This window comes from Mucilaginibacter gossypiicola, from assembly GCF_900110105.1.
Lineage (GTDB): Bacteria > Bacteroidota > Bacteroidia > Sphingobacteriales > Sphingobacteriaceae > Mucilaginibacter > Mucilaginibacter gossypiicola.
Genome location: NZ_FOCL01000003.1, coordinates 756,639 through 775,448 on the forward strand (window position 1 = coordinate 756,639; position 18,810 = coordinate 775,448).

The window sequence follows — 18,810 nt, forward strand, 5'->3', positions numbered from 1 at the left end:
ATAACGCGACTGGCAATGCAATTGCCAAACCATATTAAGCTCTCGTTACAAACGAGAGCAAGTTGCAGAAAGATAAAAACCAAGTCATCGCGGGGAAGCATAGCCCCTCTGTATGGTATGCGATTGCCGCGTCGTTCCTCCTCGCAATGACATGATTTATTAATTTTTCTTGCGGAGGTACCCTATTATTCAACCCGTTCCTTCAAAGCAGCCTCCCATCCTATAATGGCATTTTTGCGCGTACTCCCCCAGTGATATTGGCCTATCTCGCCGGTTGATTTGATTACGCGGTGGCACGGGATCAGGAACGCTACGGGGTTGCTCCCTACTGCTGTTCCTACCGCTCGGTAAGCATTTTCATTACCGGCTTTTTTGGCGAGTGAGGCATAAGTGGTTAATCCGCCGGCAGGTACTTTTAAGAGCGTTTCCCATACCTTGATCTGGAAATCGGTTCCTTTTAAATGCAGCTTGATCTCATCCAGACGGCTCCAATCCTGGGTGAAAATAAACAGGGCGTTCTGTTGGATCCTGTCGACCAGCTGATTATATACAGCGTTCGGGAAACTTATCTTCAGTTGCTCCAAAGCTTTTTCTTCGCCTTCATCAACAAAAGCCATGTGGCAAATCCCTTTGCCAGTTGACGCAACGATAACTTTACCGAAAGGAGTATCGGCAAACGAGTAATTGATTTCCAGCAAAGCACCACCGTTGCGGTATTCGCCGGGAGTCATGCCTTCTACCTTAATAAACAAGTCATGCAGTCTGCCTCCCCCCGAAAGACCGGTTTCCAGTGCAGTATTGAAAACATTGGCGTCCTCATGCTTCAATATTTCCTTGGCATGTTCCACACTTAAATATTGCAGAAATTGTTTCGGGGTTACCCCCGCCCAATCCTTAAACATCCGCTGAAAATGGAAGGGGCTTAAATTAACGTGCCCGGCCACTTCTTCCAGTTTGGGCTGCGCTTTAAAATTCTCCCTGAAAAAGCCTATTGCGTCAGCGATGCGGGTATAATCTATTTCTTGCTGGGTTTTCATAATGTCTTATTATTAAATAAATTCAATTGTGTTTTTATTCTTTTATAACACAAAATTACCGCCCCAAATAGCCCTCAACAATCCGATTCTTGCGGAGTTGCTATGCGATATGGTCATCAATTATAGTTTTTAATACTACAGCATTATTTAATGCTAACTCCTTTGAAGAAAACACCAGCGTAACTGTTTTATGCTGCCTGATATAATCGATCAGTTCAGGCAATGTCTTAGTGCTATCAATCTCGTCCCGATATCTTTGGCAAAAGGCGTCAAATTTTTCAGGGTCATGGTTATACCATTTCCTTAATTCGTTAGACGGCGCAATCTCCTTAAACCATCTGTCGATATGGGCATCCTCCTTTTTAATGCCGCGGGGCCAAAGGCGATCTACCAGGATCCGGGTGCCGTCACCTTGGGCATAAGGCTCATAAACGCGTTTAATTTTGATATCCATTATATGTATTTATTAAGATTTAAAACTCCGCAAGAATCGGATTGCATGCCGGTTGCTCCAAAAGTAGCTTTGACATTCTTCAAAATAACAAAATGACTTCAGAACAACCACTTAAAGATCGCATCAAAAACCTAAACTGGGGCCAAATCAACCAAACATTACATAATAAAGGCTTTGCAATTGTTAAACAGGTTTTGAGTGAACGCGACTGCGATACCTTGATCAGTAATTATGATGCAGACGAATACCGGAAAACCGTTAACATGGAACGCTACAGGTTTGGTTACGGCGAATATAAATATTATAAATACCCGCTCCCATCTGTAATAACCGATTTAAGGGAAACAGTTTACCCGCACATAGCTCCTGTCGCCAATAAATGGATGCAAGAACTTGGGATCAACAAACAATTCCCTGATACGCATGAGGAAATGAAGCAGCTAAGCCATGGGGCTGGGCAAACCAAACCCACTGCCCTGATATTGCAATACACCGAAGGCGGGTTTAACACCCTGCACCAGGACCTTTACGGTGATGTATATTTCCCCATACAAATGGTTTTCATGCTCGACCAGCATAACAGGGACTATACAGGCGGCGAATTTGTGATCACCGAGCAGGTCCCACGTGCCCAATCAAAGGCCAACGTGCTTACTCCCGGTATGGGTGATATGGTTTTATTTACCACTAAATTCAGACCGGTAAAAGGAGCCAAAGGTTATTACAGGGTGAATATGAAGCATGGCGTGAGCCCGGTTCATAGTGGTAAACGGCATAGCCTGGGTATCATCTTTCATGATGCATTGTCTTAAATAATTGATGTAGCTTTAACTATTGCTATTAGGAAAATAACGTAAAACAATGCTGCAAAACCGTGTAACCCCTTTTGGACAGCTTATTAAAACACCTGCGCGAGGTGCCTGGCTCGGCAACCGCGGCGTGATCCATAATGCGGACAAGGAAATTGTACGTCCCTTTAAAATTAAAGCATGGATAACCTGTGTGCTGGAGTTTAGAGGCCGCCATCGGGAGATTATGCAACCCGATCGCTGGACGGAACTTTTCTTTCTTGACGAGGCCACGGCTTTTTCGGCCGGGCACCGTCCCTGCTTTCAATGCAGGTATAAAGACCATCAAAGGTTTAAAGAGTTTTGGTTGAAAGGCAACCCGCAATATGATTTCGATATGAAAACACCCGTATCCAAAATAGATGAGATATTGCAAACCGAGCGCATTGCTGCTGATAGATCAAAAGTTGCTTATGAAGAAAAGCTGAGTGCACTACCTAACGGCACGTTTGTAGTTTACAATGACCGGCCGTATTTGCTCAAAGATGATCGGTTATATTTATGGAGCCCTGCAGGTTATGAAAGAGGAATAGCGCTACCTGATGTAGATATGCTTCCAGTATTAACTCCGCGGTCATTTGTTAATATGTTCAGCATCGGATATGTACCGCAGATGGGTATTTAAATTAATAACTCCTAACAAATATTAGGGATTAAATAATTTCCAATGTCCCTCGGTAACAACTTCGATTACGCTATCGACAACTTTAATCGCGGTTTGATCATCAATAGCGTATGATGGCACCGGTATAGTTGAAGCCAGTTTTTCAATATTGGCCAGGGAATTATCCGGAAACCACTCATGATCCAAATGCGGGTGAATAGCAAAGTCAACAAAACTCAACGACTTGTCGCTATCGGGCGGTAAAGTATGGTTGCCATAGGTGGTCCCAAAGCGGGTCATGATCATACTACCAGCGCTCAAACCAACATATACCAGCTTTTGCAAAAGTGAAGGCAGCAGATTCGCCAGTCCGGATTGCTGCATCCAGTAGGTAAGGTACTGGCAATCGCCACCACCTACCAATAAAGCATCAGTTTCTCTGAGCATATCAATCCATAACTCTTTTTTGATACTGGGCAAGGCGGTAAGCTCCAGCAACCCCAGCGACTTCCAATCCAATTGGCAAAAAGGATCACCTAACGCTCCGCAAATCACCCTTCGTACAATGTCGCCGCCATTTGGAATGCCATATATTGCTGTCGGTATAAAAAGGGCGTTAGCCTCGACAATTGGCTTATCTAATAGCTCGACCAAAGCATTTTGAATACTCATATTGCTGATTCCGGCGGATGTAAGAAGTAGCTTCATAATTTATTGGATTGTGATCAATGTTAATCAAAACGCCGAAATTAAATTCATAAAACAATCAAAACTTCCGCTCCATCCATTCAATCCGGCTATTCGTCGGTACAAAATTTCAGATTAAAGCCTCACGGCTACCTTTACAGCATCAAATAATAATTTGATCAGTGATAAGGTTTAGGTTATAGCCCCCAAGCAGCGAGTGCAAGGGGGCTTTCTTATTTAATACCATCTTTACTTTCTCAAAGAAAACCCACTACTGTTTGATTGGCAGTACAAGGCCTGAAGTCAAAAGTCATCTTTTTTGCTGTTCTTACTTAGAAGCTGTTTAAAAATGAGAGAAAGTATTTTTGTAGAGACGCATAATTGCGTCTCCCAGAGGACAAGCCGATTTCAAAAGCGTCTCTGCTGTCGTAAATTGCAAGCGGAAGACGCAATTATGCGTCTCTACATTCAAAAACTATCGTTTTTAAACAGCCTCTTAGAACTTATGACCCTGGGCTAAAGACTATACAATTTGTCGGTAGCGCAGCCTCCACCCCGTTCATCTATACAATATCCCGGTTCACCGACACATGATTGTTAAAACACCAGCACATCATCACCTTTGATTTATAATTCAGGAGCAGGGACACTGAATTATAGGTTTTTTTCATAAAGATGAAGCACCTGTGCGCATTGTACAGGTGCTTTTTTTATTACTAAAACCAGGTTGTTAATGTGTACCGGCAGGCTACGCCAGCATAAGCAAGTAAAAAGAAGCTAAAAATCAAATGATCCGCTCAAAAGCAACTACATTTTTCATTCATGCTGCCGGCTGGCTTGTATTTTTAGGGTTCCCGCTATTGTTCATGAACCGCACGCAGCAAAGCAGCGCCGGTACCTATACCGTGCTGTTTTCGCCTTACTACTGGTTATTTTGCCTCACTTATATATTTATGTTTTACCTGAACGCCTGGTACCTGGTGCCTAAGTTCGTTTTTCGTAAAAGATATATCTGGTATGGGTTTATTGTGTTACTGCTTTCGGGTTGTGTTTACTTTTTGCAGCCTTTTGATAACCTGCTTCTTCACAACCTTGTTAAAGGAAATAAACCTGCAACAACAGCGGTGCCCAATCCGCAACCCATAGGGCCGCAAATTACGCCCACCGGTATTGACAGCTCAGCGCCTAATCAACAAAACATGCCCTTTGGCCCACTGCCTCATGAAGACCTGCGCATGCAGGACCCAAGCCTTAAACCCACTAACCGCGTAATTTTCATTCATCAATCGGGTAATATTGATATGGTAGGCTTGTTTATTTTCATCATTGTTATGGGTTTAAGCGTTGCCATTGCCACTGTTCAAAAATGGCAGCTTACCGAACAAATGGTTACCCGCGCCGAGGCCGAAAAAGCCCATGCAGAGTTATCATTTCTTAAAGCCCAGATTAACCCGCACTTTCTGTTCAATACACTGAATAATATTTATGCGCTGTCGGTCACCAATAGTGAGCATACGTCTGAAAGTATCATGAAGCTCTCTAACATTATGCGCTACGTAACCGATGAAGTAACCGAAGATTTTGTTTTACTGCAAAACGAAATTGACTGCATCAATGATTATATCGACCTGCAACGCCTGCGCCTCGGCAAAAAAACAACACTTGATTTTGAGGTTTCGGGCGAGATAAACAATCAAAAGATTCCGCCCCTGATATTGATGACTTTTATTGAAAACGTATTTAAATACGGCGTAAGTAAACATCAGCCATCGGTTATCAATATTTGCTTGCGGGTAAACGGCAACCAGATGCTGTTTATCTGCAAAAATACCATTTTCGAAAAACGACCGGCCACCGAGCGGAAAGGCATCGGCATTGCCAATAACCGCCAGCGCCTGCAACATATTTACCCTAACAAACACCGGCTCGACATCAGCTCGGCCGATGGCAATTTCACTGTCGAACTGGAGATTAACGCTTAAAACTATCTATTATGCAATTGAAATGTGTAGCTATTGATGATGAGCCATTGGCCCTTCAGATAATTGAAAAATATGTTGCCGAATATCCCGTGCTAACACTGGTAAATACTTTTGAAGATGCCATATCTGGCGGCGAATACCTGAAGCTAAACAAGGTAGATGTACTGTTCATAGATATTAACATGCCCGATATCACCGGTATCGACCTGGTAAAATCATTGGCCGATAAGCCGATGATCATTTTCACCACAGCCTATAAAAACTATGCATATGAAGGCTATGAACTGGAAGCAGTAGATTATCTGCTGAAACCTATCAATAACCTGCGCTTTGGCACAGCGGTTCAAAAAGCTATTGGTTATTATCAATATAAGCACGCCGACACCGCAAATGAAGGCGACTTTTTGTATGTGCATTCAGAATACAGGCTCATCAAAATCAATATCAAAGACATTGAATATATTGAAAGCATGCAGGATTATATCAAGATCCATATGCTGGGTGTGGCCAAACCAGTGCTTACGCTTATGCCATTAAAAAGCGTAATTGAAAAACTGCCGGCATCAAAATTCATCCGTATTCACCGCAGCTTTGTGGTAGCACGTGACCAGATCAGATCGATCCATAACCGTAAGATAAAACTAACTGATATAGAGCTTCCTGTGGGCACAAACTATACCGATTTCATTAAGGAATGGCATAAATAATTGCGCATCTCTGCGTTTCATCGGCACATTGAGGGCATTGAACGACACATTGTTTTACAGCCGCACAAATAGCCGCAACTTTATCATAATTAATTGACGCTAATCCTTAAAAGTCATGAAAACAGCAGGCAGCAAAAAAACCATCCTTGTGCTCGATAAAAACAGCAGTATGTTATCAGTAATTGATGATATTATGTATTATGGTGATTTTAATGTGCATTTAACTTATGATCCCAATGCCATATATGACAAGGCAAAGGTCATAAACCCCGACCTGATCATTTTAGATTATTTATTGGTAGATACAGACTGCGAACTGGTATGCCAGGATTTTAAGGATGATGAAAAACTGTGCAATGTGCCTATCATCATTGTAACTGCTTTTAAAACAAAAAAGTCAAAAGCCGATTCCTATAAATGTGATGCTTTGTTTGTAAAACCGCTGGACATGGAGGTACTTGCATCAAGGATAGAATACCTGATGGCTTCCTGAAGCCGGTTTTGTAAACTCATATAAACCTGCTAAGTTTAGCTTTTATTATTTTATACAAACCTGCAATATAAATGAAACTCAAGAGCAACATTGCCACCAGCGATAACGGATTTATCTTCAATCCCTCTACAGGCGATTCGTTTTCCGGCAATGAAATGGCGGCACAATTGCTTTCAGCCATGAAAAGCAATAAAACCGAAGCTGAGATTAAGCAGGATATTCTTAACAGGTATGATGTAAGCGAAAACCAGTTAGACAGGGATTGGGATAACTGGATGCTGCAGCTAAAAGAAGCAAACCTGCTCGAAATTTAAGGACGATGGCAAACAAGTACGATAATTTATGTATTGCCGTTACCGGGCTCAACGCCAATGATAATCCGGGCCCGGGGATGGCGGTTATCCGTTCTTTAAAAGAGTATTTTGGCGATAGTTTGCGCATAGTCGGCCTGTCGTATGAGTCGTTGGAGCCGGGGATCTATTTGCGGGACTATGTAAATAAAACTTACCAGGTGCCCTACCCAACCGAGGGAACAGCAGCTTTACTCGAACGTTTAACGTATATAAACCAACGGGAAAACCTTGATCTCATCATCCCTAACTTTGATTCGGAACTGTTCAATTTTATAAAGACAGCACCGCAATTGCAGCAAATGGGCATAGCAACTTATCTCCCTACCCAGCAACAATTGGCTTTAAGGGATAAAGTACACTTAAAAGATTTCGGTACAAAACACGGCTTTTATGTACCTGCCGATCATAAGCTGTACACTGCTGATGATTTACAAAAAGCTGCCGCTGACTTCGGTTTCCCGATGGTAATAAAAGGGAAATTTTATGAAGCCTATGTTGTTTACACTATGGACCAGGCACTAAAAGCCTTCCATCAGCTGAATGCAACGTGGGGCGTACCCGTAATTGCGCAGCAATATATCAAGGGCAACGAGATCAATATTGCGGCCCTGGGTAACGGTAAAGGTGATAACATAAGTTTAGTTGCCATGCGCAAACTTTATATTACCGATAAAGGCAAAGCCTGGGCCGGTGTTACCATTAAAGACGATAAGCTAACCCAACTGGCCGGCAACTTTGCACTTGCCACCAATTGGAAGGGCGGTTACGAAATGGAAATCATGAGTACAGCCGAAGGACATTTATACATACTGGAAGTTAACCCACGTTTTCCGGCATGGATTTATTTAACAGCGGCCGCCGGGCAAAATCAACCCGCGGCATTAACAAAAATGGCATTGGGTGAGGTTGTTGAGCCCTATACCGACTACCAGGCCGGCAAGTTGTTTGTACGCTACTCGTGGGACCATATTGCCGACATTGCCGATTTTCAACAGATCTCGGCCATGGGCGAATTATAATTTATAACGATGGAAAAGCTGCCATATCAAAAACCATATATCAAAAAACTCCATGCCGGGGCCATGAATAAATTTGGCACGCGCACCGGTGTGCAGCCTGTTAAAAGCATCGATGGCGTTTCGGTTAAAAGTTTAATTGAAAACTATGGCTCGCCCGTGTTTGTGCTGTCCGAAAAACAGATCCGCAAAAATTACCGGGCGGCGTATCGCGCCTTTAGTACGCGCTACCCAAAAGTGCAATTTGCCTGGAGTTATAAAACCAACTATCTCAATGCCGTTTGCCAGATCTTTCACCAGGAAGGCAGCTGGGCCGAGGTTGTTTCGGGCTTTGAATACCGTAAAGCCTTAGGCAACGGCGTACCGGGTAACAAGATTATTTTCAATGGCCCGGGCAAATCAACTGCTGATCTGCAGTTGGCTATTGATCATGATTCGCTAATCCATATCGACCATTTTGATGAGCTTAACCAGTTACTTGTATTAAGTAAAAACCTCGCTAACAAACCGCGGGTAGCTATCCGTGTAAATATGGATACCGGCGTGTACCCGCTTTGGGACCGCTTCGGCTTTAATTACGAAAATGGCGAAGCGTGGTCGGCAATTTCAAAGATCACTGCTTCCGGGATTTTACACCTAACGGGCCTGCATTGCCATATTGGTACCTATATGCTCTCGACAGATGCCTACGGCATTGCTGCCAATAAACTGGCCGAACTGGCTGTGCGCTGCCAAACCCAGTTAAATCATAAAGTAGAATATCTTGACCTTGGAGGCGGTTTCCCCTCTACTAATACATTAAAGGGAGCCTACCTGCCGGGAAACGATATCGTACCCACTATTGATGATTTTGCGGAAGTAATAACTTCAGCCCTGCTCAATTTTGGTTTCGCTAATGATGACTTACCCTTGCTGATATTGGAAAGCGGCCGTGTTTTGATAGATGATGCCGGTTACCTGCTGGGTACCGTTATTGCCAATAAACGCCTGGCCAACGGTAAAGGCGCTACCATTGTTGACTTCGGGGTTAATATCCTGTTTACATCATTTTGGTATGAACACCAGGTAAGCCCCGCACAGGATTTTGTAGCTCACAGCGAAAACATGGTGATTTATGGTCCGCTTTGCATGAACATTGACGTGATCAGGGAAAGTATCAACTTGCCTCAACTTAATCCCGGCGACCAAGTGGTGGTGCACAAGGTTGGGGCCTATAATATGACCCAATGGATGCAGTTCATTACCCTAAGGCCCGCCGTTGTATTGATAGATGAAAAGCTGCGCACCCATCTCATCCGGCAAAACGAAACATTAGAATATACTGCCGAACCGGAGTTAATACCTGCTCATTTAAACAACGCCAAGTGAAGCAAATTGCAGCATTTATAAAACCGGTCCTCAATTCCTATTCGGTGCTGTTTTTTTCGCAGAACCGGATATTGGGGATTATTTTGCTGCTGGTATCTTTTTTAAATCCAATATCCGGCTTTGCAGGATTGGGATGTGTTATTTTTTCATTACTGATAACAAAATTATTAAAACAGAACAGCGAAGATTATCGTGCAGGGATCTATAGTTTTAATAGTTTATTGCTGGGGATAGCATTTGGTGCTTTTTTCCAGGTTAACTTCATGTTTGTGAGCTGGCTCCTCGTTGCCTGCTTTATGGTTGTTGTTACAACGATCATTTTATCAAAACGTATGGGTAAACCGGGCTTGCCCATCCTTTCACTACCATTTATACTGGTATTTTGGGTTGTACTGCTTGCATCTAACAGTATTTTCAACACAGGCCTTCTGCAAAAAAGCAGCTCATTGCTCCAGGAAATCTACACTGGTCCCGGCAACCTCGCCGGTGCCGAGGGTTATCTTGCAACTTCGCTGCCCAGGCTGGTAAGCTTGTTTTTCCGTTCGCTAAGTGCAGTGCTATTTCAGGATCATATCATAGCGGGGATGCTTATTGCTATAGGCATACTAATTCATTCCCGTATTGCGTTCAGCCTGCTTATCATTAGCTTTTTAACTGCTTGCGGCTTCAACAGCATCACACATATTTATCCGGAGGGCATCAGCTATTACCATTTGGGCGCTAACTTAATGATGACTGCAATGGCAATCGGGAGCTTTTTTACCATTGCATCCTTGCGCTCATACCTATTGGCAGTTTTTTGCATTCCCATTGGTTTCGTACTCATCAATGCGCTTACAACCCTGATGGCCTTACATGCGCTGCCTATTTTTTCGTTACCATTTTGTGTACTTAATATAAGTCTGCTTTATTTTTTAATACTGGTGGGCTTTCAGGCCAAATTGCAGCTAACCAAGGTTCAGTATTACTCACCCGAAAAAAACCTTTACCATGTTTTAAACCTGCAAAACAGGTTGAACGATTTGAGATACATCAGGCTCAGTTTGCCTTTTATGGGTTACTGGACGATATCACAAGGCTATGACGGAACCATTACCCACAAAGGAGAATGGGGACAGGCGCTTGATTTTGTGATCACCGACGATGAGCAAAAAACATTTCAATATCCAGGCACATTGCCCGAGCACTTTTACTGTTTCAACAAACCGGTACTGGCCTGCGCCGACGGTGTTGTGGAGCAAGTGGTAAACCACGTTGACGACAATGATATTGGTGAAGAAAACTTAAAGGAGAACTGGGGGAATACCGTTGTGATACGCCATACCGAAGGGCTTTATTCCAAACTCTCACACCTCAAAAAAAACTCTGTAAAAGTTAAACCCGGCGATACTGTAAAACAAGGTGACCTGCTGGGTTTCTGCGGTAATTCGGGCCGGTCACCCGAGCCGCATTTGCATTTTCAACTACAGGCAACACCTTATATCGGGTCAAAAACGCTCTCCTATCCGTTTGCTTATTACTTTAACAAAAAGGATAATAAGAGCAGTCTTGAAAGCTACGCTGTTCCCCAGGAAAATGAATTAATAAGTAATCCGGAGATAAATGTATCGCTCAAAAAAGCATTTGACCTGCAACCCGGCTTTGTAGCTAAACTAACTGCCGAAAATGGTGTAACCGAAAACTGGGAAGTTTTTAAAGACACTTTGAACCAATCATATATTTACAGCAAAACAACCGGTGCTGTCGCTTATTTTATCAATAACGGTACTATGTTTTACTTTACCAGTTATTATGGCGATAAAACATCACTGCTTTACTATTTTTATCTTGCTGCCTATAAAGTTATTTTTAACGATACGGCTTATATCCAGGCAAATGATGAATTCCCGGTGCCGCTTACCAACAATAAGATATTGCTTTGGCTGCAGGATTTTGCTGCGCCCTTTTACCGGTTTATCAGTGTAAAATATAAAAGCGGCATCCAAACTAAAAAAACAGGGTTAAACATTGTATCCAAACAATACCAGCAACTTGCGGGTAAAACAATACCACTTGCCGAATCAACAGTTTTTGTTGATCATGGCAGCCTGCAGGCCTTCGTCATAAATATAAACGGACAGCATATTGAAGCACAATGGAGTACAGAAAATTAACCATTCTTTTTGCCCTGCTATTTGCTGCTCTTGTAAACCATGCGCAAGATCATAAACTTGCTTTGGCCGATGGTACGGCAGAACAGCTATACAATGCAGGCGATTGGAAGCAGCTTATCAGCTTTGTTAACAGTGCAGTTACCGATAGTGTTGATTCTCCTGCTTTGCGTTTTAAGTGCGGCTACGCTTATATGCTTACCGGCAATTACAAAGCAGCTATCAGCCAGTTTAACCAGGTTTTACTTAAAGACCCGCACAACGCCGCTTCACGTTTATATGCTTATTACTGCAATACCTACATCAACAATAACAGCGCAGCGTTTTATAATGCATCACATTTGGATACAGCAACCCTCCACGCTATCAAACTATCGCCATTGGGTTTAACCGATGCCGCCATTGAAAGCGGCATAAAACTACCCGCTAATGACGAGCGCGATAACGGCTTTTTTGAACGCGCCGGTATCGGCCTACGTTTATCGTGGCGTTTACAGCTCGACCAGTCGTTCATGTTTTTTAAGCAGAATATTTTTCGTGCAGGATTTATCGATTATAAAAACCAGGTTGGCAAAACCGATAAACAAACGGAGTATTATGCCAGGCTAAAGTATTCATTAACTAAAAACATCAGCCTGCTCGGCGCATATCATTACCTGCATACCAGTTACCGCAGCAATTTGAATCAAAGCAACCTCGGTTTATTTGGTGTAATATATGATACCCGCTATATTGATTTGCAGGGTGATTTTAATTGGGGAAAACTGATTGATAAAACCTTAAAACAATATGATGCCAAAATAGATTTTTATCCATTGGGAAACCTGAATTTATACAGCATGAGCAGGGCCTCGATATTAAATCTGAGTGGAACAAAGACTTTTATTTACAGCCAGTCGGTAGGATTTAAGGTGGTGGACAAAACCTGGCTGGAAACAGCCGCCACCTTTGGTAACCAGGACGATTACCTGGATGCCGACGGACTTTATGTTTACAATTCTATCGACCCTACAAAATTTAAATGCGGCGAAAGCGTTTTTTACCAGTTGGGTAACCATGCCTTGCTGAATTTAAATTACTTTTACGAAAAGAAAACAGACATTTACCGCGCTGTTAAGTACAACCAAAACTCTGTCACGTTAGGTATAACATGGAAATTTTAAAGAAGACGTTTACAGGCCTATTCTTATTTGTATTTGCAGTGCAGCTGCAGGCGCAAACAAACGCGGTGCTGCAAAAAGCTTTCCACAATAGTTACACCAACGAACTAAATAAAAACTACGTTGCTGCTATAGCCGATATTTATCCATACTACTCAGAAAATAATTATGAGATAACCATCAGGCTGGGCTGGCTCAATTATCTCAATAAAAACTATACGGCATCGCAAAGCTACTACCAAAAAGCAATAACGCTGAAACCTAACTCGGTTGAGGCCAAATTTGGCTATGTAAAGCCCCTTTCATTTTTGCAAAGCTGGGATAAGGTGCTTGAACAATACCTTGCTATTCTGAAAATAGACCCTCAAAATACCCAGGCTAATTATTGGGGCGGCGTAATTTATTATAACCGCAAACAGTACGAGCCGGCTATTAAACTTTTCAGGGCCGTAGTAACGCTTTACCCCTTTGATTACGACGGCAACCACATGCTGGCCTGGTCAATGCTTATGGCCGGCAAAAAAGCCGAAGCAAAACCCTTTTTTGAAAAAGCGCTGATCATTAAACCCGCCGATGCTTCAAGTACTGATGGCTTAGCAAGGTGTAATTGAGAAGCTATCTATCTTACGCGGTAAACTCCATTCATTGCCGTTGACTTCAGTCAACGGTTAAAAGAGCAAACAACCGGGCTTTAGCCCAACTATACACGCGGCATTTTGGCTAAAGCCGTCTGTTTTCGCATCATTATTCCGTTGACTGAAGTCAACGGCAATGAATTTTGATTGTCAAACATCTTCCAATTATCTCTATACGTCGATTTAAATCCTGCATTTATCGATACAATCATCCGATGAACTCATTTTCAGGTTTAATTTTAATTAAACCTGTCCGCAAAAGACAGCGCTAATTATCAATTTAAATTAAACCAAAAAAATGAAATCCTTTTACGCTACACTATTGATGCTGGGCACAATAATTGGCCTGGCATCATGCAAAAAGGAGAACGCTTCAAAATCAGCTTCGGCCAGCGTTTCTTCATCAACAATTAGCTCAACGGGTGCCATAGCTATCAGCCTTGCATCCGGTACCACTACAGACAGCGTTTATATGGTTGGCTGCTACGGTAAACATGACAAAATAGATACCGTTGCCTTTAGTGCATTGCCTACCGCCATTGGCACCTATTTAACAACCAACTACAGTGGCTATACATTCAAAAAAGCCTACACCATTGACAGTGCCAGCACAGTTGTTAACTACATAGTAGTGATCAAGTACAACAGTGCTTTGGTCGGCCTCAAGTTTACTGCTGCGGGTACATTTGTAAGTACCCTTGAGCAACGCGAAGGCAGGGACCTTAAAGGACCAGGATGGCACCTGGGCGGCCCTTTTGACAACCGTGACGGTAAACACCGCGACACTGTTGCCATATCGGCTCTTCCTACTGCCGTTAGCAGCTATTTTTCGACCACTTATCCAACCGATACGTTGCTGCATGCTTCTGTTACGCCTGATAATGTGTACGTATTGATCAGTAAAAATGGCGTACTGTACTCAACAGCCATAACTGCTGCAGGCAAACTTGTTAAACGTGTTCAGATAGAAAAACACGATTTAAAACACGCTGCAGTAACCGAAGCCAACCTGCCCGCTGCTATTACCACTTACCTGACCACTACCTACCCCGGTTATGTATTTGATAAGGCATTTTCAGAAAGCTCCGACGGCACCCTACAAGGTTACGTTGTGTTCATTACATCCAACAGTACCAAATACGCTATAATTTTTAACGCGTCGGGTACATTTGTTAAAGCCCTGCCTATCCACTAACATATTTGATTATAGCGCTGTTGGTAAGCCATGTTTTTAATTAAACATGGCTTACTTGCTTTAATTTGAAAGCTCAAAGCAGAAAGCTTAAAGCCAAAAGCTAATCTATTATAAACAATTTCTGGCGACACAATCAAGCTTTAAGCCTTCGGCTTTTCGCTTTAAGCCCCTAAATCAATTAGCAGTTAACGCCACCGGCGCCAGCTGCCGTGGTGCACCATCAGGGCCAACCGCAATAATGTTATCAAAAATTACATGCGAGCCAGGTTTGATACTGCTTAACGAAGCCTGCATTTCGTTGCTTAAAGCATTGCCTGATGTAACTTGTACCGAGGCGCTCTCGCGCGGGTTGGCTATGATCAAACTGAATCGTGTTATTTTAAAACGGGCATCAAAATCAAAATTATCCAGCGTGGCATAAATGGCATCCTGTGCTTTTAAGGCCACAGTGGGCACTCCACCGCCAGATCTGCCCGAAAACTTGGCGATAGGATCAGGGATCCTTTTGGCCCTGAACTGTGTACGGCTCAGTACCTCCGTTTTGCCGGGAAAGATCTCAGCCGATACCGTTACCGTAACCATACCCGGACTGGTTACCCTCGCCACATACTTGCCCGAAGTACCGCTTAACGAACCTGCCGAAATACCGATCCTGATATTTTTTGAGGGGATTCCGGGAACCGATACCGATACGGGATTATCCACGCCGATATAAAATACATTCATTTTATCAGGCGATACCACCGCCGATGGTCTGGCAACCATATACTGCTGCTCGGGCGTGGTATAAGTTTTTATACTCCCATCGGTTTGCTTTACTTTGATGGTCCCTCTCCAGCTAAACACACCTTCCCTGCTGGTTGAAGCGTTATACACACCCCGGCCATCGGTAACACTGATCGGGCTGCCGCCAACCTCCATTTGCGGGGTCGACCGAGAATCATACGCGGTTAAAAAAACCTGGGCCTTGTAGAGCTGCCCCTGGATGAGGTACGAAGTTGGCGCCACGGCCACGGCTTCAAACTTATCCAGGTTAACAATAGCCCTGTCCATTTTACCCAGGATCTTTTTCACCACTTCCGATTCGGCATTTTTGTTATCAGCCTGTATTTTTGAAAGTATGGTAAAATCGGCAGTTAAGGGTACGCCTTCGCCAAAATTTAGCTCCTCCCATGTCTTAGCGCTTCCGTTGTGTTTAACCGGGTCAGTGGCATTCAAGGTAAATGATACTGAACTGCTATCCTCTTTACCAAGCAGCAGTTTCAACTTTTCGCGGGTATCATTGATCTTTTCTTTGAGTGCCTTAGCGCGTTTTTTGTTGATCATCACGTTATAACCAATATCCAAATTATCCCGCTCTTTTAAATCGCCGGTAAGCTCATCATAACCGGAACTTTGTTTAATCAACTCATTCTTTATCTGTGCGATGAGATCATTTAATTCCGCGCTTACCCTTTGGGCGGCTTTCGCCTTTTGATAGATAGGCGCCGCTCTTTCGGGCGATTCTTTAAGCCGGGTTTGTTCAAAAGCCGTAAACAATTGCTGCACCGAATTACCAACGTTAGCCGCCGAAGCGGTTAAGCTATCGTTGATGGTTTTAAAGGCATCTAAAATAGAGGAAGACACATTTAGCGCCAGCATTGCCAACAGTACCAGGTACATGATATTGATCATCTTTTGCCTGGTAGTTTCCTTTCCTGCAATAGCCATTTCTTTATCTGATTAAAATTTACACTAAACCATTTAATGCCAAGCCCCTGCAATTACATGCGGGGCTGGTTCATAGCCGAAAGCATATTGGCATAAAAAACATTTAATGCCGATATATTTTTGGCCAGCTTGTTAACCTCGTCCTTAAACTGCCTGCTGTCATCTGCCGATTCGTTGAGGTTTTGCAGGGTTTTGCTTAGCCCGTGATAGAAGTTATTTACCTGTTTCAGGTTTTCATCAGCACCTTTCAGTTCCGATTCATAAAGTGCATTAAGCTGTACCAAATTGCCGGTAAGCTTTGCCACCTGTAACTGGTAAGCATTGGTATCGGCCCGGCTATCAGCTATAGCCGATAGGCCCGATGTGGCCCGCTCAAAAGCTATCCCAAACAAATCGAATTTAGATGCAGCCTGCTTCAGCTTTACCGAAAACTCATCGGTGCCTAATGAAACATCGGCAATGGTATTGATACGGTCAACCTTCTCGGCAAACACTTTCAGGCCTTCGCCAAGCCTGCTGATACTTAGCTCATTTAAATCAGCATCGGTTAAAAGCTTATCAAGCGCAGCGGTTTGGCCACCGGCTACAGGCATCATGCGCGACTTATTTACCGGCCCTCCCTCATAATCTACAGCCAGTTCGGGGTACACCCTTTCCCATTCGGGTTCCTGCGCCGGCGGGAAAAACCCAAGGGTAAAAAACAGCATGGCCTCCACCGTAAGCCCTAAACCTATCATATAGGTACCTGCCTGGCCTCCCCAGTGGTTAATTTTAAACATAGCGCCAAGAATTACGATACTGGCACCCCATGATATGGCTACATGCAGCCAGTTGAATTTGAACTTTTTCATTTTATAAATATTTAAAGGTTAATCAATTAAAATCGGTAGTAAAGGGTAACAGCGGCATTCATCCCCGGTAATAACCCGCGCAGGCCGCTGCTCACCTTTTGGGCCTTGTCATCATAGGTTGATGTGGCCGAACTTGTGGGAATAAAAAACCCAAAATCTGTACGAAGGCCTATATTATGGCCCAACCGCATATTGCCCAAACCAGTACCTATATAAGGCCGCAGCTTTGACATGTAGATATAGTAATTGGGCACTGTGCCTATCCCTTCCCTGTACAACGTATTATTAAAATAGTAGCTTATCCCGGCCGAAACATACCATTTGCGGGAAAGCCAATCGGTATTGCCATACATCGGCTGCCAGTCAACAATACCGTAAACTGATGTGCGGTTAAGGCCAAGGTCACGGCCATTGTATTGCACGGTAATGTCGGGCACAGTGTTAAAGCCTATGCGGGCATTAAACATCCTGCCAAAAGCTGATGTTCCCTGCAACCCTATGCCCTGTGTACCCAATTGCAGGCCTATTGAGTTTTTGGGGAAAGCGCTATACTCGGGCAATACCTGTGCGCTTGCCCTGCCGCAGTAGCCTAAAAAGCCTACAAACAGCATCCACCACATAAAATCTTTCAATAATTTAACCTGCGTTGTCATGGCTTTTCCTCCTTATTATTTTGAGTTTGATTTACCAGGTTCTTATCATTAATTCCCCGGGGATTTTTCCAGATGTTCTTCTTCAGATCGGCAATTTTTTGCTGAAGTTTAAGCGCTTCGGGGCTGCCAGGGTCAAGCTGCCCGCTCTCGGCATTACCGGGTGAAAATTGCCTGATGAGATATGCCGAAAACTTTTGCTGCATAAAAACATCATCAAGCGTAACATCAAAAATTCCTTTATCCGGCTCACTCACATCCTCCTGCACCAACGCGAAGCGTAACTGCGGGAAGTAGAGCCAGAATGCCGGTGCCGACGACATATTTGCAGGCAGATCGGCGGAGCCGGTAATATTCATCATCGGGGCGAGGCCTATAATGCGGGTATCTACCTTGCCCCGCTGCCTGTCGAAATAAACATCTTCCTCGATCCTGAAGCGGGTTATCCTGTCGGGATTGAAATCGTTTAGCACCATTTTCGACGAGATCTGGTTGCCATCTTTATCAAACTTGGGCACCAATACCGAATCGGTAAAGCGCATAGATCCCTGTTTGGCGGTCAGCTTCTTTTTAAAATCATCCTTTTCATAAGGTGTAAGCTTCCCCTTAGTTAGTCCTTTCATTATGGCTTCCATCAATGAATGGCCTGGTATAGTCAGGATGGCGTTCGCACTATCGGCCAAGTCAATAACCCGCCAGATCCTGGCGTACATCCTGATGTTTGCCGGATTGGTTTTAGGATAAGGAAATGGCCTCGCCTGGCTCAGATCGGCCTTTTGCAGATAGGCGTCGAACGAGGGTAGCGTGTCAGTAACAGCGCTATCCGGCAGAGCCTGAGCGAAATTTTTATGAATGCAGGTCCCCATAAGCAGTAGGACTACTGCAGTTACTTTCTTTAACATGTTCATGA

Annotated in this window: 19 protein-coding genes; 12 read left to right on the forward strand and 7 right to left on the reverse strand. The window is 43.6% G+C overall.

Annotated features, from left to right (window positions below; all coding sequences use genetic code 11):
* Positions 1 to 185: 185 nt before the first annotated feature.
* Both BMX50_RS13080 and BMX50_RS13085 read right to left on the reverse strand, forming a co-directional pair.
* The gene (locus BMX50_RS13080) at positions 186 to 1,037 is read right to left on the reverse strand and encodes a methylated-DNA--[protein]-cysteine S-methyltransferase (RefSeq protein ID WP_091210960.1); all 852 of its coding nucleotides are present in this window, start codon (positions 1,035 to 1,037) and stop codon (positions 186 to 188) included.
* Between the two features lie 100 nt (positions 1,038 to 1,137).
* On the reverse strand, positions 1,138 to 1,491 hold the full coding sequence (locus BMX50_RS13085) for a DUF488 domain-containing protein (protein ID WP_208864695.1): 354 nt from the start codon (positions 1,489 to 1,491) through the stop codon (positions 1,138 to 1,140).
* Positions 1,492 to 1,583: 92 nt separating this feature from the next.
* Here BMX50_RS13085 and BMX50_RS13090 point away from each other — a divergent pair, with 92 nt between their 5' ends.
* Both BMX50_RS13090 and BMX50_RS13095 read left to right on the forward strand, forming a co-directional pair.
* Positions 1,584 to 2,303: a 2OG-Fe(II) oxygenase gene (locus tag BMX50_RS13090; RefSeq protein ID WP_091210961.1), complete on the forward strand. Its 720-nt coding sequence runs from the start codon at positions 1,584 to 1,586 to the stop codon at positions 2,301 to 2,303.
* Between the two features lie 49 nt (positions 2,304 to 2,352).
* Positions 2,353 to 2,964, forward strand: a complete 612-nt coding sequence (locus BMX50_RS13095; RefSeq protein WP_091210962.1) for a hypothetical protein — start codon at positions 2,353 to 2,355, stop codon at positions 2,962 to 2,964.
* 21 nt (positions 2,965 to 2,985) lie between these two features.
* Here the strand turns inward: BMX50_RS13095 and BMX50_RS13100 are convergent, their stop codons facing one another.
* Entirely contained in the window at positions 2,986 to 3,651 is a 666-nt protein-coding gene (locus tag BMX50_RS13100; RefSeq protein WP_091210963.1) for a Type 1 glutamine amidotransferase-like domain-containing protein, read from the reverse strand.
* 767 nt (positions 3,652 to 4,418) lie between these two features.
* On the opposite strand from BMX50_RS13100, the gene BMX50_RS13105 reads away from it, so the two are divergent.
* From BMX50_RS13105 to BMX50_RS13150, 10 genes are all read left to right on the forward strand, one after another.
* On the forward strand, positions 4,419 to 5,612 hold the full coding sequence (locus BMX50_RS13105) for a sensor histidine kinase (RefSeq protein WP_091210964.1): 1,194 nt from the start codon (positions 4,419 to 4,421) through the stop codon (positions 5,610 to 5,612).
* An 11-nt stretch (positions 5,613 to 5,623) separates the two neighbouring features.
* Positions 5,624 to 6,319, forward strand: a complete 696-nt coding sequence (locus BMX50_RS13110) for a LytR/AlgR family response regulator transcription factor (RefSeq protein WP_091210965.1) — start codon at positions 5,624 to 5,626, stop codon at positions 6,317 to 6,319.
* A gap of 115 nt (positions 6,320 to 6,434) precedes the next feature.
* Positions 6,435 to 6,812: a response regulator gene (locus tag BMX50_RS13115; protein WP_091210966.1), complete on the forward strand. Its 378-nt coding sequence runs from the start codon at positions 6,435 to 6,437 to the stop codon at positions 6,810 to 6,812.
* A gap of 71 nt (positions 6,813 to 6,883) precedes the next feature.
* Complete coding sequence (locus BMX50_RS13120) at positions 6,884 to 7,126, forward strand: PqqD family protein (protein WP_091210967.1); 243 nt, start codon at positions 6,884 to 6,886, stop codon at positions 7,124 to 7,126.
* Positions 7,127 to 7,131: 5 nt separating this feature from the next.
* Complete coding sequence (locus BMX50_RS13125; protein ID WP_091210968.1) at positions 7,132 to 8,184, forward strand: ATP-grasp domain-containing protein; 1,053 nt, start codon at positions 7,132 to 7,134, stop codon at positions 8,182 to 8,184.
* Positions 8,185 to 8,193: 9 nt separating this feature from the next.
* The gene (locus tag BMX50_RS13130; protein WP_091210969.1) at positions 8,194 to 9,549 is read left to right on the forward strand and encodes a type III PLP-dependent enzyme domain-containing protein; all 1,356 of its coding nucleotides are present in this window, start codon (positions 8,194 to 8,196) and stop codon (positions 9,547 to 9,549) included.
* Positions 9,546 to 11,702, forward strand: a complete 2,157-nt coding sequence (locus tag BMX50_RS13135) for an urea transporter (protein WP_091210970.1) — start codon at positions 9,546 to 9,548, stop codon at positions 11,700 to 11,702. The genes BMX50_RS13130 and BMX50_RS13135 overlap by 4 nt, the downstream gene beginning before the upstream one ends.
* Positions 11,684 to 12,862 (forward strand): tetratricopeptide repeat protein, encoded by a 1,179-nt coding sequence (locus tag BMX50_RS13140; protein WP_091210971.1) that lies wholly within the window; start codon positions 11,684 to 11,686, stop codon positions 12,860 to 12,862. Before BMX50_RS13135 ends, BMX50_RS13140 begins: the two co-directional genes overlap by 19 nt.
* Entirely contained in the window at positions 12,850 to 13,470 is a 621-nt protein-coding gene (locus BMX50_RS13145) for a tetratricopeptide repeat protein (RefSeq protein ID WP_091210972.1), read from the forward strand. The genes BMX50_RS13140 and BMX50_RS13145 overlap by 13 nt, the downstream gene beginning before the upstream one ends.
* 322 nt (positions 13,471 to 13,792) lie before the next feature.
* A complete protein-coding gene (locus tag BMX50_RS13150; protein WP_143065170.1) occupies positions 13,793 to 14,689 on the forward strand; it encodes a PepSY-like domain-containing protein in 897 nt (298 codons plus the stop codon).
* 174 nt (positions 14,690 to 14,863) lie between these two features.
* On the opposite strand, the gene porM is transcribed toward BMX50_RS13150, so the two are convergent.
* The 4 genes from porM to BMX50_RS13170 are packed head-to-tail and all read right to left on the reverse strand — an operon-like array spanning position 14,864 to position 18,808.
* The gene (gene porM, locus BMX50_RS13155; protein WP_208864696.1) at positions 14,864 to 16,399 is read right to left on the reverse strand and encodes a type IX secretion system motor protein PorM/GldM; all 1,536 of its coding nucleotides are present in this window, start codon (positions 16,397 to 16,399) and stop codon (positions 14,864 to 14,866) included.
* Between the two features lie 53 nt (positions 16,400 to 16,452).
* Positions 16,453 to 17,250 carry a type IX secretion system motor protein PorL/GldL gene (gene porL / locus BMX50_RS13160; protein ID WP_091210974.1) on the reverse strand — a complete coding sequence of 266 codons (798 nt, stop codon included), beginning with the start codon at positions 17,248 to 17,250 and terminating at the stop codon, positions 16,453 to 16,455.
* A 26-nt stretch (positions 17,251 to 17,276) separates the two neighbouring features.
* Positions 17,277 to 17,903, reverse strand: coding sequence for a hypothetical protein (locus tag BMX50_RS13165; RefSeq protein WP_091210975.1), 627 nt, complete (start codon positions 17,901 to 17,903; stop codon positions 17,277 to 17,279).
* Positions 17,900 to 18,808: a hypothetical protein gene (locus BMX50_RS13170; protein WP_143065171.1), complete on the reverse strand. Its 909-nt coding sequence runs from the start codon at positions 18,806 to 18,808 to the stop codon at positions 17,900 to 17,902. The genes BMX50_RS13165 and BMX50_RS13170 overlap by 4 nt, the downstream gene beginning before the upstream one ends.
* Between the last annotated feature and the right edge of the window lie 2 nt (positions 18,809 to 18,810).